Here is a 14647-nt window from a genome sequence, read left to right on the forward strand (position 1 = left end):
GGAGAGACGCCCAGCAAAAAGCCGCTCCATGAGCGGCTTTTTCATATCAGGCCCGTCGATCAGACGTGGCTGTACATGGCTTCTATCTCGCGCTGGTACTTGGCCTCGATGATCTTGCGGCGCAGCTTCATGGTGGGGGTGATCTCCCCGAGCTCCATGGAGAAGGCGCTCGGCAGCAGGGTGAACTTCTTCACCTGCTCGAACTTGGCCAGCTCCTTTTGCAGATCCTGAATGCGAGCCTCGAAGAACTCCATCACTCGGGAGTGGCGCAGCAGCTCGGTCTTGCACTGGTACTGCAGGTTGATGGAGCGGGCGTACTCCTCCAGGGACTCGAAGCAGGGCACGATGAGCGCCGACACGAAGTGGCGGGCATCGGCGACGATGGCAATCTGCTCGATGAAGCGATCCTTGCCGAGGGTCCCTTCGACCAGTTGCGGCGCCACGTACTTGCCGTTGGAGGTCTTCATCAGCTCCTTCAAGCGCTCGGTGAAGTAGATGTTGCCCTCGTCATCCAGCTCGCCTGCATCGCCGGTGCGCAGGAAGCCATCCTCGGTCATCACCTCGGCGGTGGCCTCCGGCTTGTTGTAGTAGCCACGCATCACGGTGGGGGCGCGCACCAGCAGTTCGTTGTTCTCGCCGAGTCTCACCTCGATGCCGTTTAGCGCCGTGCCAATGGAGCCCAGCCTGAACTGGGTGTCTTCATAGCAGCAGACGGTGGCGGTGGTCTCGGTCATGCCGTAGCCGTACTTGAGGTTGAGCCCCATGGCCTGGAAGAAGAGATTCACCTCGTCCGCGAGACGGGCGCCCGCCACCGGCAGGAAGCGGGTGCGACCGCCGAAACGGGCGCGCAGATTGCGAAACACCAGGCGCTCGGCAAGCCAGAGCTGGCCATAGAGCAGGGGAGAGGCGGACTTGCCCGCCTGACGGGTGGCGACCATCTGTTTGCCCACCCGGGTGGCCCAGCCGAACAGGGCGCGGCGCAGGCGCGGCGCCTGGGCGACCTTGGCCTGGATCATGGCGTAGGCCTTCTCGTAGAGGCGGGGCACGGCGCACATCACGGTGGGCTTCACCTCGCCGATGACATCCATCACCTTCTGCGGGTCGCGAATGTAGACGTTCTCGGCGCCGCAATAGAGCACGTAGTAGCTCCAGGCTCGCTCGAACACATGGCTCAGCGGCAGCATGCAGAGGGAGACATCCTGCTCGCTGAGGTCGAGGCGAGCGTCATGCATCTCGAAGCAGGCGGCCATGTTGGCGAAATCGAGCATGACCCCCTTGGGTTCGCCCGTGGTGCCCGAGGTGTAGATGAGGGTCAGCAGGTCGTCCATGCGGTAGTGGCGCTCGCGCTCGCGCAGCACCAGCTCGCTGGGTTGGTGGTTGCCGGAGACGAGGAAGGTCTGGAAGTGGCTGGCCGAGGCGCAGCCGCGCAGATCGACGGTGCCGTCCAGGGCGACGATGTGGCTTATCTCGCCGCTGTCGATGAGGTGCAGCGCCTGATCGAACTGGGGCTGCTCCCCCACGAACAGCATCCTGATGCCGGCATCCTTGACGATGTAGCGCAGCTGATCGAGGGTGCTGGTGGGGTAGATGGGCACGCTGACGCCGCGGGCGGCCAGGATGCCGAGGTCGGCCTGGGTCCACTCGGGCATGTTGCGGGCATAGATGCCGACCATCTCGCCGGACTGGTGGCCCGCCCGGATCAGGCCCTGGGCGCAATAATCCATGGCCTGACCCAGGGTTCGCCAGCCGATGGCGCGCCACTGGCCATCCTGCTGGACGCGCAGGGCGGCCTTGTTGCCAAGGCGGGCAATACGCTCACGCATCACTCTAACCAGATGAAACTGCGACATCTCACGCATCCTCAAGTAACAGTTGTGCGCCCGCAGGGGCACCAAAATCGGGGCTGGAGTTTAAACTCTAACATTACAGCTTACAAGTGTGCGCCATTTGTCCTGGATCACAAAGTCGTCAACCAGATGAGAGTGAGGCATGATAGGGGGCAGGGATCGGATTCATTCAGGGAGTTGCACCATGAATATCGGGATCAAGAGCCTGTTCACCGGCGTGTTGCTGCTGTTGGCGGGGGCTGGCGCCCTCTGGTATTTGCTGGGGGGCGCGGGGGAGCAGGATAATCCCTGGCTGAGTGGCGCCGAGGGCTATGAGCAGGCGCAGCGGCTGGCGCTGAGGGAAGGATACCCCTTGCTCTACGTGATCGAGCGCGCCAAGTGCCGACGCTGCAAGGCGCTGAATACCAGGCTGTGGCGTGCCCCCGAGATGCAATCCGCCCTGGCGAAGTTGGTGAAGGTGCGACTCAACCCGGATGCGGGGGATGGCAGCGAGCACATTCTGCGCCGCTTCCCCCAGGTTGCGACGGCCCCTGGCATCTATGTCCAGCGACCGGGTGAGCCGCTTCGCCCCATCAAGATCGCGGTGGATATCGAACAGATCTGGATGCCCGGCGTCACCTATGGTCGCGGCTTCTTCATGCCCCTCTCGGGAGCCGCCTTCGAGGCCGTGCTGAGGGTGACCCTGAGCCTGGAAGACCCCTCCATCGACAACGCGCCCCTGCCCTGAGGGGGGAAGCGAAGCGGGGGAGTCAGGGAGGTCAGAGGGGGGCGCCCGCTGACGGCGGTCTGCTGCGGGTTGTCAGCCGAAGTCGAACAGACGGGACATCAGCACGGCATCCTCCCTCTCCTGCCCGGTGCCATAGTAGTCGGCGCGGCGGCAATATTCGGCAAACCCCTCGCTCTCGTAGAGGTTGATGGCGGTGCGGTTGCCGGCCCTGACCTCCAGGAACCAGGCCTCGGCCTTGCCGGCCTTGCTGCGGGCCAGGTACTCCCTGAGCAGCGCCCGCCCCAGCCCCTTGCCCTGAAAATCGGGATGCACGCAGATGTTCATCAGGGAGCTGTCTCCCGCCACCAGATCCGAGATGTAGAAACCGGCCGGTCGTCCGTCCACCAGCATCAGGCCGTTGAGATAGCGCGGCCCGAAGCAGGAGAGCAGGTTGGCCTGGCTCCAGGGCTCCTGGTGGGCGGCCTGCTCGATGGGGTAGATGGCTTCGAAGTCCGATTCGAGCAGGGGGCGAAAGTGGGGCAAGAGGTCAGACATGGTCACTCCGGACGGGATTCAGGCTTGCGATGGACACCATGGCCGTGCCATGGTCGTGAGCATCAAGGGGTGTGGCGCTGCCGGCACTGCTGCCAGAGGGCGCGCTTGTGCGCCCCATCGGGCTTGAGCGGGCAGACCAGGGCATCGGGCCAGCGAGGGTCCGGCGCCGTCAGCCAGAGCAGGGGCGAAGTGGCCCCCGCGGGCAGGGAAGGCATCTCGGACAGCAGGGAGACCTCGTCTGTGCCAAGGCCGAGCCAGCGGCAGATGTCCCCGAGCAGGGAGGGCGCGGGCAGCGTCTCGGCCAGCAGCCAGAGCTTGCCGGTCGGCAGAGGGGCAGTCTCCTGCGGGGCCAGCACCTCGTCGGCGGGCGTGTTTGCCGGCTGCGCGGCGCCGTCGGGGCTGGTGCCTCCCGCCAGGAGTCGGCCTCTTTGTTGCCAGAGGGGGATGCCCATGCGGGCCAGGATGCGCTGGCGCAGCGGGTCCAGCAGGGGATCTTGCATGGCGAAGGCTCACTCTTGATCTGCGTTGGGGTAAATAATGATGCGCAGAGTACACTCTCGCGGGATTTGCTGCACCCCGGACGTGCGCTTTTCGCCCTGTGGCGATGGCAAACGAGCGCCTCCCCGGGGGCAGAGATGACAGACAATGAGAGTGGAGCGGGGCCAGAGGCCGGACCCCGTCACCACGGATGACCTATCAGCTTCGGAACTGTGCCTATGCCGCCTTTAGCCCAGAATACTGTTCGTGCCACCCCCATTCATGAGCGCCTGCCACGGCTCCTTTCCGCCCTTGGCGAGGGACTGTATGAGCGCCAGGATGCCCTGCGGCTCGGCCTGCTGGCGGCCCTGAGTGGCGAGAGCGTCTTTCTGCTGGGCCCCCCGGGCATCGCCAAGAGCCTGATCGCGCGGCGCCTCAAGCTGGCGTTTCAGGATGCCCGCCATTTCGAATACCTGATGACCCGTTTCAGTACGCCGGAGGAGGTGTTCGGCCCCCTCTCCATCCAGGCGCTCAAGGAGGATGGCAAGTACCTGCGGTTGACCAGCGGCTACCTGCCGGAGGCCGAGGTGGTCTTCCTCGACGAGATCTGGAAGGCGGGCCCCGCCATCCTCAACACCCTGCTCACCGCCATCAACGAGCGGCAGTTTCGCAACGGCGACAGCCAGCACCCCATTCCCATGCGGCTGCTGGTCACCGCCTCGAACGAGCTGCCGGCCCCGGACAGCGGGCTGGAGGCGCTCTACGACCGCATGCTGGTGCGGGTCTGGATGGACAGGGTGCAGGAGAAATCCAACTTCCAGGCCATGCTGGCGAGCGATGGCCAGTCCCATCAGAACCTGACCCCCTCGGTGCAGATTCGGGGGGAAGAGTACGACGCCTGGCAGGATGCCATCGAGCAGGTGCGCCTGCCGGACGCCTGTTTCGAACTCATCTACCAGCTGCGCCAGCAGCTCGACAGTCTACTCGGGCACGGCTGCTATGTCTCGGATCGGCGCTGGAAGAAGGCGGTGCGGCTCATCAAGGCGAGCGCCTTCTTCAATGGCCGCGACGAGGTGGCTCCCCTGGATCTGCTGCTGTTCAAGGATTGCCTCTGGCACGACGAGGCTTCCCGCACCGCGCTGCTGGAGATGATCGGCGAGTTTTCCCGCCTCTACGGTTACCAGCAACTGGCGCTGACCCGGGAGCTGCTCTCCCTGCGCGAGCAGTTCAAGCAGTTGCAGGGGGCGGTCGCCCTGCGCATCGGCTGCAAGGCTGTCAAGCGCAAGCAGTGGTTCGGCCGCCGCGCCCGCGGCACCGAACTGCCGCTGGCCAACGCCAGGCCGTTCGGCAAGCTGGTGCACTTCCAGCTGCTCACCCCGGCGCCCCTGGATGGCAGTGATCCCGAACGCCTCACCGGCACCCTCACCTTCGATCGCACCTTGCTCTCTCACTGGCACCCCACCGGGGAGGCGCTGGTGGGCTGGCCCCTCGGCAACCCCAAGGAGGGGCACTACGAGCTGGTGCTGGACGAGCAGTTGCGGCTGCACGTGCTGGATATCCAGCGCCAGCCCGTGCCCTTGATGCTGGTGGAGCGCACCCCCATCCCCGAGGTGGTGATGGCCCCCTGGCTGTCGGCCCTGGACGACCTGACGGGCCAGGTGAACCGGGTGCTGCAAAACCTCAAGGGCCAGCGCAACCTGTTCGACCGTCACCAGCCCCATCTGTTCGTGGGGGACCACTGGCTGCGTCAGGTGGAGGACAGCTTCTTCGTGCTGAGCCGGGACCTTGAGCGGCTGGGGGCCGAGCTGCAGCAGTGGCGGGATCGTCTGCCTCTTCTCGATGCACAGGGGTGACGTCGCGCCTGACGTGGGATTGGTGAAATAAACAGGATGAAAAACATGTTTCGTCAGCATGATACTCCATCACATCTCAACGTCCGGGGTGGCCCATGCTAGAGATCGGCATGATGGACCTGGGGCTGCTCATGGGGGAGGGGGAGCTGGCGGGGGAGATGGCGCTGCTGCTTGCCTCCACCCCCAAGATCTCCGAGTTCCTCAAGCGCTCGCCCCTGCAGGGGAAGCTGCTCAGAAAGCGCATCCAAACCTGGAGCGAACAGCTTGGGGAGGAGATGCGTCACAAGCCGGTGCCGGTGGCCCTCGAGCGGGAATACCTGCTCTATCAGGCCCACCGGCAACTGCCCCTGCCGGAGCTGGTGGGGCGCCTGCCCGCCTTGCTGGAAGCCCTTGAGCAGCACAGCCCCTTTGCGGGGGATGCCCGCAGCCTGGTGCGCCAGATAGTGGCCCAGCCCACCGAGGGGCTGCGCCAGCTCTTCATCGAGAAGTGGCGTGCCAGCCTGGTGGGCAGCCTGTTGCAGTTGCAGCAGCAGATAGCGGAGGCGGAGCGGGAGAAGCAGCGCCAGGAGATAGAGGATCAACTGCTGGCCAACCGGACCCTGGCCGATGCCCTGGATCCGCACCAGATCTCCGCCGGGGGCTCTGGGATCTGGCCCAGGGGAGCTGGCACAAGCGCAGCCTGGCGCTGGTGAAGCAGTACGCCCGCATGTTGCAGCAGGAGCCTCTGCTCGCGGAGATCGCCGCCCTGCTTGGGCGCAGCGAGCGGGAGCGGCGCAGCGAGGACAGGACGCTGCCGCCGGTACCTGTGCACGAGCTGGAGGAGGTGCAAAGTGACGATGTGCCCGACGATCTGGTGGGGGTGCACCCGGCCAGCGATCTGATGCGCCTCCTGCCGAGCGAGGCGGTGATGCTGGCGCTGCCGGAGCTGGAACTGGAGTTCTATCGCCGTTATCTGGAGCGGCGCCTGCTGAGCTACCAGTCGCGGGGCACCCTGCCGCGCCAGCGTCTGATGCTGCGCTCCCCCGAGCAGGGAGGGCAGGAGGTGCAGCCGCGTGGCCCTTTCATCGTCTGCGTCGATACGTCAGGTTCCATGGGGGGCTATCCGGAGGAGTGTGCCAAGGCGCTGTTTCTCGCCCTGCTCAAGGGGCGATGGAGGAGAAGCGGGGCTGCTATCTGATGCTCTTCTCCACCGAGGTGGCGACCCTGGAGATCACCGCCGACACCGGGCTTGAGAAGGCGGAGCGCTTTCTCTCCATGAGTTTTCACGGGGGGACCGATCTGGTGCCCTGCCTGGAGCAGGCCCTGACCCAGCTCGAACAACCCGCCTTTGCCAAGGCCGACGTGCTGGTGATCTCCGACTTCATCGCCCAGAACCTGCCCCACGCCCTGCTCGAGCGGATGAACCGGCGACGGGCGCAGCAGACACGCTTCCATGCGGTCGCCATGTCCCGTCACGCCAAGGCGGCTATTTTGCGGGTGTTCGACAACAGCTGGCTGCTCGATTGCGGCCTGCGTGGACGCCTGCTGCGGCGCTGGCAGCGCCATTGAGGGTGCTCAGGCTCAGAGAGTGGGCCTGTGGTAGAGGCCCCGTTCGTTGACCTGCTCCTGATCCAGCAGCGGCTGACCGCTTGGCTGGGCAATATAAAAACCCCGCTTGCCGCTGCGCTTGACCCTGTACATGGCCTGATCCGCCCGGGCCAGTGCCGCGCCGAAATCGTCCTGGGGCCGGATGGCCGCAATTCCCATGCTCAGTCCCACCGAGGCGTCCCCGTTGGGCAGCTCGAAGGGGGTGGCGATGGCATCGATGCACTGGCGGGCGAGGTGGCTGGTGCGGGGATCGTCGCACGCCCAGGGCAGCAGCAGCACGAACTCGTCCCCGCCGATGCGCCCCAGCCGTACCTCCTCGGCGCAGCAGTGGCGAAGGCGCTGGGCAAGGGAGACCAGCAGTTCGTCACCTGCCCGGTGGCCCAGGTTGTCGTTCACCAGCTTGAAGTCATCGAGATCGATGAAACAGATGGCCTGGTACTCCCCGGGAAAGTGGCGGTGCAGCGCGGTGCGGTTGAACAGGCCGGTGAGGGGATCCCGGTGGGCAAGCTGAGCGAGCTGCTGCTCGTACTCCTTCTCGTGGGTGATGTCGATGTGGGTGCCCATCACCCGGACGGGGTTGCCCTGATCATCCCGCTCCACCACCCGGCCCCGGTCCAGCACCCAGGTGGTCTTGCCATCCTTGCCGATCATCCGGTGCATCGCCTGATAAAACGGGCTCTTGCCCTCCAGATGGTCGAAGAAGGCCTGCAGCACCTGCTCCCTGTCCTCCGGGTGCAGGTGGGCGCGCCAGACGTCGAAGTGGGCCGACAGCTCCTTGGGCTGGTAACCGAGCATGGAGCCCCAGCGGCGGTTGAAGATGATGAGTTTGCCGGTGGGCACATGGTTCTGCCAGATGCACAGGCCGGTGCCGTCCATAGCGGCGTCCAGCTTCTCCCGCGCGTCATCCGCGATGCGTTTGAGACGCTCGTTCTCCAGCAACAACCTGTCGTAAGCCTCCCTCAGCTCCTCGTAGGTCATTCCTCATCCCTTCCCCTGTTCGAAAGCATATATAGTCGATGCACTCTCTCCTTCTGTAAAGAAGGGGATAGGGGAGGCTCTCGTCCGATATGAGGCGTTTTCCCACCCTCTGACGGCTGTGCGCCCAGAGTCTGTGGGGATATGATGACAGCGGTGAGCGCGGCGTCCGGCCAGTGAAGAGGAGAAAATGTCCGCATGAAGATCCTGATGGGAGGTGGTCTGTTGCTGGGGGTTGCCCTGGCCCAGGCGACGCCACTGGCTGGGTACGAGTTGCAACTGGCGTTGCAGCGACTGGAAGAGTCGACGATGCCGGTGCAGGTATTTCGCGAGCGCGTCGCCGCCCTGACTGCCGAACAGGCACACTATCCGCCCGAGGTGCAGGGCCGCCTTGCCCGGCTGCAGTGCTGGGCCCAGCCGAGTGAACGAGACGAGGAGTTTCGCCGCGCGGTGGCGTTTGCCGAGCAGGGGCTGGCGCAGGCCCGTGCCCGCAAGGACAGGGTCACCGAGGTGGGGTTGCTCGCCTGCCGCGGGTATCACCGGCAACTGCTCGGCAACATGGCCGGGGCGGGGGAGGATTACGACGCCGCCCTGACCCTGGCTCGCCGACTCGGGGATGAGCGTCAGCGTGCCGACATCCTGAGCCTGCGGGGGGAGATGTACTCCTACCAGGGGGAGCTGGCGGAGGGGCTGATGGATCTCATCGATGCCCACCAGCGATACGAGGCGCTCGGGCTGGAGGCCAAGGGGCGCGAGGTGCTCGCCAATATTGCCAATGCCTATCGCAGGATGGGGCTCTATGAGCGGGCCGAGAGCTATTTCAAGGAGCTGGAGCACGACTACCGGCAGCTCGGGGTCGAGGAGTACCTGGTGGACATTCACAGCCAGCAGGGGCTCCTCTACATCGACACCGAAGAGTACGACAAGGCGCTGCCCCTGATGGCCGAAGCGGAGCGTTACTATCTGGGATCAAACCAGGAAGGGGTCCTGGCCTGGAGCCGGATAGAGCTGGCCACCATCCTGCAGAAACAGGGCAAGCCGGACCAGGCCATGACCAAGCTCGATCAGGCGGCAGCCTCCCTTCATCAGGGGGAGGGGGCGGACAGCGTCACCCTGGGCCACTGGCACCTCGTCATGGCCGAGGTCCTCGAGGCCCTGAACCGACCCGGCGAGGCGCTGCGGCACCTGGACGAGGCCGAGCCCATCTTTACCCGGGAGCAGAACCTGCGTTTCCTCGCCCGGGTGCATGAGACACGGGCCCGGGTGCTGGAGCGTCAGGGGCATATCCAGTCGGCCCTCACCAGCCTCAAGACCTATGTCGAGACCCGCCAGGCCCTCGAGCTCAGATTGCGGGAACAGCGCTCCTTGCAGATGCGTTTCGAGTTCGATCTCGCCCGCAAGGAGCTGGAAAACCAGACCCTCAGGTCCCAGCAGCAGTTGCAGGCGGAGAAACTCAAGCAGTTGCAGGAGCGGCGCTACTGGCAATACCTGGTGGTGGCCCTGCTGCTGGTGGTGATGGGCACCCTGGTGGTGCACCAGCGCGGGCGCACCCGCAAGATGCAGCGCCTCGCCATGACGGACGAACTGACCGGCATCCACAACCGGCGCCAGATCCAGGCCAAGGGGCGCAAATGGTTCACCCAGGCCCGGGAGGAGGGCAAACCCCTGTGCGTGCTGCTGCTGGATGTGGATCACTTCAAGAAGGTGAACGACCAGCTGGGCCACCACGTGGGGGACAGGGTGCTCACCGCCGTGGCCCAGTGCATCGAGGAGCAGTTGCGCAGCCTCGACAGGGTGGGGCGCAACGGCGGCGAGGAGTTTCTGGTGCTGCTGCCGGATACCCTCCTGGGCGAGGCCGTCGAGGTGGCGGAGCGGATCCGCCTCGCCGTCGCCTGCCTCGAGATTGAGGGGGTGCCTGCGGATCACCCCATCCACATCAGCATCGGCTGCGCCCAGTACAAACCCGAGGATGACAACCTGGGCGAGCTGGTACGCCGGGCCGACGAGGCCATGTACCAGGCCAAGCTGGCGGGGCGCAACCGGGTGATGACGGCCCGGTGAGGTCGACCCCGGGCCCCCGTGATAGCGGGCTGGGTATTTTTCACTCGCGCGGGTATAATGCCGCGCAATTTTGCTTTGACCCGGGGCCAGACCCATGTAATGCAACGCGCTTCTCCTGTCTCCACCGGCGGTCACTGACCCGCCCGCGTGGTGTCGTTGTCTGCATGGGCGCCCTGATTCCAAGGTGCTGTCCCGCATTTTTCCCACGGTGGCTCCAGGCCGCCGCTCAATAGAAGAACGTCGAATTATGTCAGCTGAATTTCTGAGTGAAGTCTCCAAGAGACGCACTTTTGCGATCATCTCGCACCCGGATGCGGGTAAAACCACCATCACCGAAAAGGTCCTGCTGTTCGGACAGGCCATTCAGCGCGCCGGTACCGTCAAGGGCCGTGGCTCGGGCCAGCACGCCAAATCCGACTGGATGGAGATGGAGAAGCAGCGCGGTATCTCCATCACCACTTCCGTGATGCAGTTCCCCTACGCCGACTGCCTGGTCAACCTGCTCGATACCCCGGGTCACGAGGACTTCTCCGAAGATACCTACCGTACCCTCACGGCGGTCGACTGCTGCCTGATGGTCATCGACGCCGCCAAGGGTGTTGAAGACCGGACCCGCAAGCTGATGGAAGTGACCCGGCTGCGCGACACCCCCATCCTCACCTTCATGAACAAGCTGGACCGCGAAGTGCGCGACCCGATGGAGGTCATGGACGAGGTGGAGCGCGAGCTCAACATCATGTGCGCCCCCATCACCTGGCCTATTGGCTGTGGCAAATCCTTCAAGGGTGTCTATCACCTCTACAAGGACGAGACCTATCTCTATCAGAGCGGTCAGGGCCACACCATCCAGGAGAAGCGGGTGGTCAAGGGGTTGAACAACCCCGAGCTGGATGCCGCCATCGGCGACGATCTGGCTGCCCAGCTGCGTGGCGAGCTGGAGCTGGTGCAGGGCGCCTCTCCCGAGTTCGATCACGACGCCTTCATCGCCGGCGAGATGACCCCGGTCTTCTTCGGGACCGCCCTCGGCAACTTCGGTGTCGACCACATGCTGGATGGCCTGACCGACTGGGCGCCAGCCCCCATGCCGCGCAAGGCCGAGAGCCGCGAAGTGGTGGCCACCGAGGAGAAGTTCTCCGGTTTCGTGTTCAAGATCCAGGCGAACATGGACCCGAAACACCGCGACCGTATCGCCTTTATGCGTATCGTGTCAGGTACTTACAGCAAGGGCATGAAGATGCGCCACGTGCGCATCGGCAAGGACGTGAACATCTCCGACGCCGTCACCTTCATGGCCGGTGACCGCGAACAGGCGGTCGAGGCCTGTGCCGGCGACATCATCGGTCTGCACAACCACGGCACCATCCAGATCGGCGACACCTTCACCCAGGGTGAAGATCTCAAGTTCACCGGCATCCCGAACTTCGCACCTGAACTGTTCCGCCGCATCCGCCTGCGTGACCCCCTCAAGCAGAAGCAACTGCTCAAGGGGTTGGTGCAGCTCTCCGAGGAGGGGGCGGTGCAGGTGTTCCGTCCGCTCATCAGCAACGATCTCATCGTCGGTGCGGTCGGTGTGCTGCAGTTCGACGTGGTGGTTTCTCGTCTGAAGAGCGAGTACAACGTCGAGGCCATCTACGAGGCGGTCAACGTCGCCACCGCCCGCTGGGTGGAAGGGAGCGACGTCAAGAAGTTCGAGGAGTTCAAGCGCAAGAACGAGGTCAACCTGGCCCTCGATGGCGGTGACAACCTCACCTACATCGCGCCGACCATGGTCAACCTGCGCCTGGCCCAGGAGCGTCACCCGGACGTTCACTTCCGCCAGACCCGCGAACACTGATCACTCCGCCCGCACCCAGCGGGTGGCTGATGACCAGAGAGACCCCGCTTCGGCGGGGTTTTTTGTTATGGGGCGTTTCATTGGAAGGGGCGTAGATCCCCATCCGGGGCTTGATGAGTGAATAAAAATAAAGGATAAGTGATTTAAATTTCACTCATGGAGAGAGACATGTCCGTCACCCAACCCGTAGAGGCGCAGTTTGCCGCCTACAATGCCCACGATCTCGACGCCTTCGTGGCCTGCTTTGCCCCGGATTTCAAAGGCTATCGCATGCCGACCGAGACGCCGAGCACAGTCGGCAAGGGGGCGCTGCGGGCCTTCTATGCACAGCACAGATTCAACAACCCGCTGCTCAAGGCCGAGCTGCTGTCACGCACTGTCATGGGCAACAAGGTGTTCGATCACGAGCTGATCCACGGCCTCTCCCCCGAGCCCATCGAGAGCGTGGCGGTGTTCGAGGTGAAGGAGGGTCTTATCCAGACCGCCTGGTTCTATTTCCCCTCTTAAACCCGACACTGTATTTGCCATACGGCCCCATCCTATTGCACCGCTGTGCAGGGAAGGGTGACAAGGAGATGCCATGCAGATATTCAAGGCCACGTTGGCCCACATTGAAGAAACCAGCCGTCTGTTTGATGCCTATCGGCAGTTTTATGGGCAAGCGCCGGACAGTGATGAGGCAACCCGATTCATTGGGGAACGCCTTCAGGGGGCGGATTCAGTTATCTTTCTGGCACGCAACGAGGCGGGAGAGTGTGCAGGCTTTGTCCAGTTGTATCCGGCATTCTCTTCCGTCGCGATGAAGAGGATGTGGTACCTCAATGATCTTTATGTCGTCGAGTCAGCTCGCCAGCAGGGGGTGGCAAGAGCGCTGCTGAAACGGGTGGCCAGCTTTGCTAGGGAGACAGATGCCCTGACCGTCAAACTGGCGACGGCTGTCTCCAATCAACCTGCAAAATTACTTTATGAATCAGAAGGGTATCAAAAGGTAATCGCCTTTGATCACTATACCCAACGGGTTGGAGCCTGACAGGCGTTATGTGTCACTGTCCATGAGATGAATGGCAAGCGCTCTTCTGGGGAGGCGCGGTGTCAGCCTGGGGTCGTGATACGGGGTGATCGGGCTCGCGGGGTATCGACAGATTGCCTGTCCGTCCCCCCTTCTACCCTTGCGGGAGAAGGGGGGGTGAGGGGGGAATTGGCGCTTCTGGCTAGAAAGTACGCAGCAATCTGGCGGGGTTGCCGGCATAGGTGCCAGGTACAGTGATGTCCCGGGTCACCACTGCGCCGGCACCGATGACGGCTCCCTGGCATATCCGTACCGGCAAAATGGTGGCGTTTGAACCGATGGATACCCCATCCCCAATGTGGGTTCGGCCCCAACTGGCGGGATCCGGGTCGGGGGCGCCGCTTTGAAAGAGGTCATTGGCAAACATGACGCCGTGACCGATAAAACAGCGCTCACCTATGGTCACATGCTCACAGATAAAGCTGTGGGACTGGATGCGGGTTGCGCGACCTATGGAGACGTTCGACTGTATCTCCACGAAGGGGCCGACAAAGACATCGTCAGCCAGGGTACAGCCGTAGAGATTGACAGGCTCAACCAGCTTCACCCTTTCACCGAAGCTGACATCTCGTATGCCGACAGAGAGTCGGGTTGGTTCACTCATCTCCCCTCCTTCCCGTCGAGCGCCAGTACCATGCAGATCTCGCAGGCGTCGTGGCCCGTGCAGCCAAGGGGCCCAGGCAGGTGTTCGAAGCCCAGGGATTCATAGAGGGCGGTGGCTTCCCGCAGCACGGCGGTGGTCTCCAGATAGCAGCGCTGGTAACCCAGGGCGCGAGCCTCGGCCAGCGCCTGCAACACCAGCCGCCGTCCCAGCCCCAGCCCTCGCAGGGCGGGCAGGAAGTACATCTTCTGCAGCTCGCACACATCCGCTGCCCCCGCCAGCGGCGCTATGCCACCCCCGCCGAGAATGGCGCCGTCCGGTCCCTCAATCACCCAGTAGCGGCTGCGCTCCCCCTGATAGGTCTCGTGGAGAAAATCGAGGTTGGGATCCGCCACCCCGTACCCCTTGTCGGCGGTGAGGCCGTATTCGGCGGAGACGGCGCGCACCACGGCGGCGATCCGGGGATTGTCGGCCGGGGTGATGGGGCGGATGACGAAGCCCTGCTGGCGGCGGGCGCGGGAGAGGGCGCTGCGATAGAGCCGCATGCCCTCCCAGATCTGCTCGCACTCGGCGGGGGAGAGCTGGGCCAGGGCCCCCGCCATGGTCTCGTCCATCTGCCGGTGCAGCTCCTCAAGCTGTGCCTTGCCCGGCTCGGTGAGGCTCGCCTCCTTGCTGCGCCCGTCAGAGGGGTGGGGTTGCCAGGCGATAAGCTCCCGCTCGGCGAGGCGGGCCAGGGGGCGGCTGGCGTTGGATTTGTCGATGCGAAGGCGCTCGGCAAGCTGCTGGTTGGTGGCGGGACCGTTCTCCAGCTCGATGAGCAGGTGGGCCTCCAGGGGGCTCAGGGCCAGCGAGCCGCACTGCTGGGAGAGCATGCCGAGTTCGCGTACCAGTTCCCTTGACAGGGCGCGCAGGGGGCGGGGATCCATGGGGTTGTCTCCTAGTGATGGTATTTGGTTGTTGTACGCAACCAATAGCATCGTTTGGTTGTTGGTGACAACCATTTGCGTGAAAAAGGGTGAAAGGCAGGCAGAAAAAAGGGCCCGGGAGAGGGCCCAAACATTGGAAACCCGCGCGGGGGGCGC

General features: G+C 64.1%; 12 protein-coding genes and 1 pseudogene. 7 read left to right on the forward strand and 6 right to left on the reverse strand.

Features of this window, described 5'->3' with window-relative positions; translation table 11 throughout:
• Nucleotides 1-59 precede the first annotated feature (59 nt).
• Nucleotides 60-1850, reverse strand: a complete 1791-nt coding sequence (locus tag C2U47_RS14060; protein WP_049635925.1) for an AMP-dependent synthetase/ligase — start codon at nucleotides 1848-1850, stop codon at nucleotides 60-62.
• Nucleotides 1851-2031: 181 nt separating this feature from the next.
• Between C2U47_RS14060 and C2U47_RS14065 the strand changes: the two genes are divergently transcribed.
• A complete protein-coding gene (locus C2U47_RS14065; RefSeq protein ID WP_039039406.1) occupies nucleotides 2032-2574 on the forward strand; it encodes a thioredoxin family protein in 543 nt (180 codons plus the stop codon).
• A 72-nt stretch (nucleotides 2575-2646) separates the two neighbouring features.
• On the opposite strand, the gene rimI is transcribed toward C2U47_RS14065, so the two are convergent.
• Both rimI and C2U47_RS14075 read right to left on the reverse strand, forming a co-directional pair.
• Entirely contained in the window at nucleotides 2647-3096 is a 450-nt protein-coding gene (rimI, locus tag C2U47_RS14070) for a ribosomal protein S18-alanine N-acetyltransferase (RefSeq protein ID WP_029313700.1), read from the reverse strand.
• A gap of 74 nt (nucleotides 3097-3170) precedes the next feature.
• Nucleotides 3171-3608: a DNA polymerase III subunit psi gene (locus C2U47_RS14075; RefSeq protein WP_049635924.1), complete on the reverse strand. Its 438-nt coding sequence runs from the start codon at nucleotides 3606-3608 to the stop codon at nucleotides 3171-3173.
• A 216-nt stretch (nucleotides 3609-3824) separates the two neighbouring features.
• Between C2U47_RS14075 and C2U47_RS14080 the strand changes: the two genes are divergently transcribed.
• Together C2U47_RS14080 and viaA are read left to right on the forward strand one after the other, a co-directional pair.
• Nucleotides 3825-5438, forward strand: a complete 1614-nt coding sequence (locus tag C2U47_RS14080) for an ATPase RavA domain-containing protein (protein ID WP_049635923.1) — start codon at nucleotides 3825-3827, stop codon at nucleotides 5436-5438.
• Nucleotides 5439-5533: 95 nt separating this feature from the next.
• Nucleotides 5534-6986, forward strand: a pseudogene (gene viaA / locus C2U47_RS14085) (ATPase RavA stimulator ViaA).
• A 12-nt stretch (nucleotides 6987-6998) separates the two neighbouring features.
• Here the strand turns inward: viaA and C2U47_RS14090 are convergent.
• Nucleotides 6999-8003, reverse strand: a complete 1005-nt coding sequence (locus C2U47_RS14090; RefSeq protein WP_049635922.1) for a sensor domain-containing diguanylate cyclase — start codon at nucleotides 8001-8003, stop codon at nucleotides 6999-7001.
• Between the two features lie 195 nt (nucleotides 8004-8198).
• On the opposite strand from C2U47_RS14090, the gene C2U47_RS14095 reads away from it, so the two are divergent.
• The 4 genes from C2U47_RS14095 to C2U47_RS14110 all read left to right on the forward strand — a co-directional run bounded on the left by C2U47_RS14095 (nucleotide 8199) and on the right by C2U47_RS14110 (nucleotide 12925).
• Nucleotides 8199-10061: a diguanylate cyclase gene (locus C2U47_RS14095; RefSeq protein ID WP_049635921.1), complete on the forward strand. Its 1863-nt coding sequence runs from the start codon at nucleotides 8199-8201 to the stop codon at nucleotides 10059-10061.
• Nucleotides 10062-10305: 244 nt separating this feature from the next.
• Nucleotides 10306-11895, forward strand: coding sequence for a peptide chain release factor 3 (gene prfC / locus C2U47_RS14100; protein WP_102949290.1), 1590 nt, complete (start codon nucleotides 10306-10308; stop codon nucleotides 11893-11895).
• Between the two features lie 168 nt (nucleotides 11896-12063).
• Nucleotides 12064-12402 carry a nuclear transport factor 2 family protein gene (locus tag C2U47_RS14105; RefSeq protein WP_043155376.1) on the forward strand — a complete coding sequence of 113 codons (339 nt, stop codon included), beginning with the start codon at nucleotides 12064-12066 and terminating at the stop codon, nucleotides 12400-12402.
• A gap of 73 nt (nucleotides 12403-12475) precedes the next feature.
• On the forward strand, nucleotides 12476-12925 hold the full coding sequence (locus tag C2U47_RS14110; protein ID WP_049635919.1) for a GNAT family N-acetyltransferase: 450 nt from the start codon (nucleotides 12476-12478) through the stop codon (nucleotides 12923-12925).
• Between the two features lie 181 nt (nucleotides 12926-13106).
• Here C2U47_RS14110 and C2U47_RS23550 read toward each other — a convergent pair whose 3' ends face one another.
• Together C2U47_RS23550 and C2U47_RS14120 are read right to left on the reverse strand one after the other, a co-directional pair.
• Nucleotides 13107-13568, reverse strand: coding sequence for an acyltransferase (locus tag C2U47_RS23550; protein WP_039039413.1), 462 nt, complete (start codon nucleotides 13566-13568; stop codon nucleotides 13107-13109).
• Nucleotides 13565-14491 carry a MarR family transcriptional regulator gene (locus tag C2U47_RS14120; protein ID WP_043155371.1) on the reverse strand — a complete coding sequence of 309 codons (927 nt, stop codon included), beginning with the start codon at nucleotides 14489-14491 and terminating at the stop codon, nucleotides 13565-13567. The genes C2U47_RS23550 and C2U47_RS14120 overlap by 4 nt, the downstream gene beginning before the upstream one ends.
• Nucleotides 14492-14647: the final 156 nt, after the last annotated feature.

The organism is Aeromonas sp. ASNIH7, from assembly GCF_002903485.1.
Classification (GTDB): Bacteria; Pseudomonadota; Gammaproteobacteria; order Enterobacterales; family Aeromonadaceae; genus Aeromonas; species Aeromonas caviae.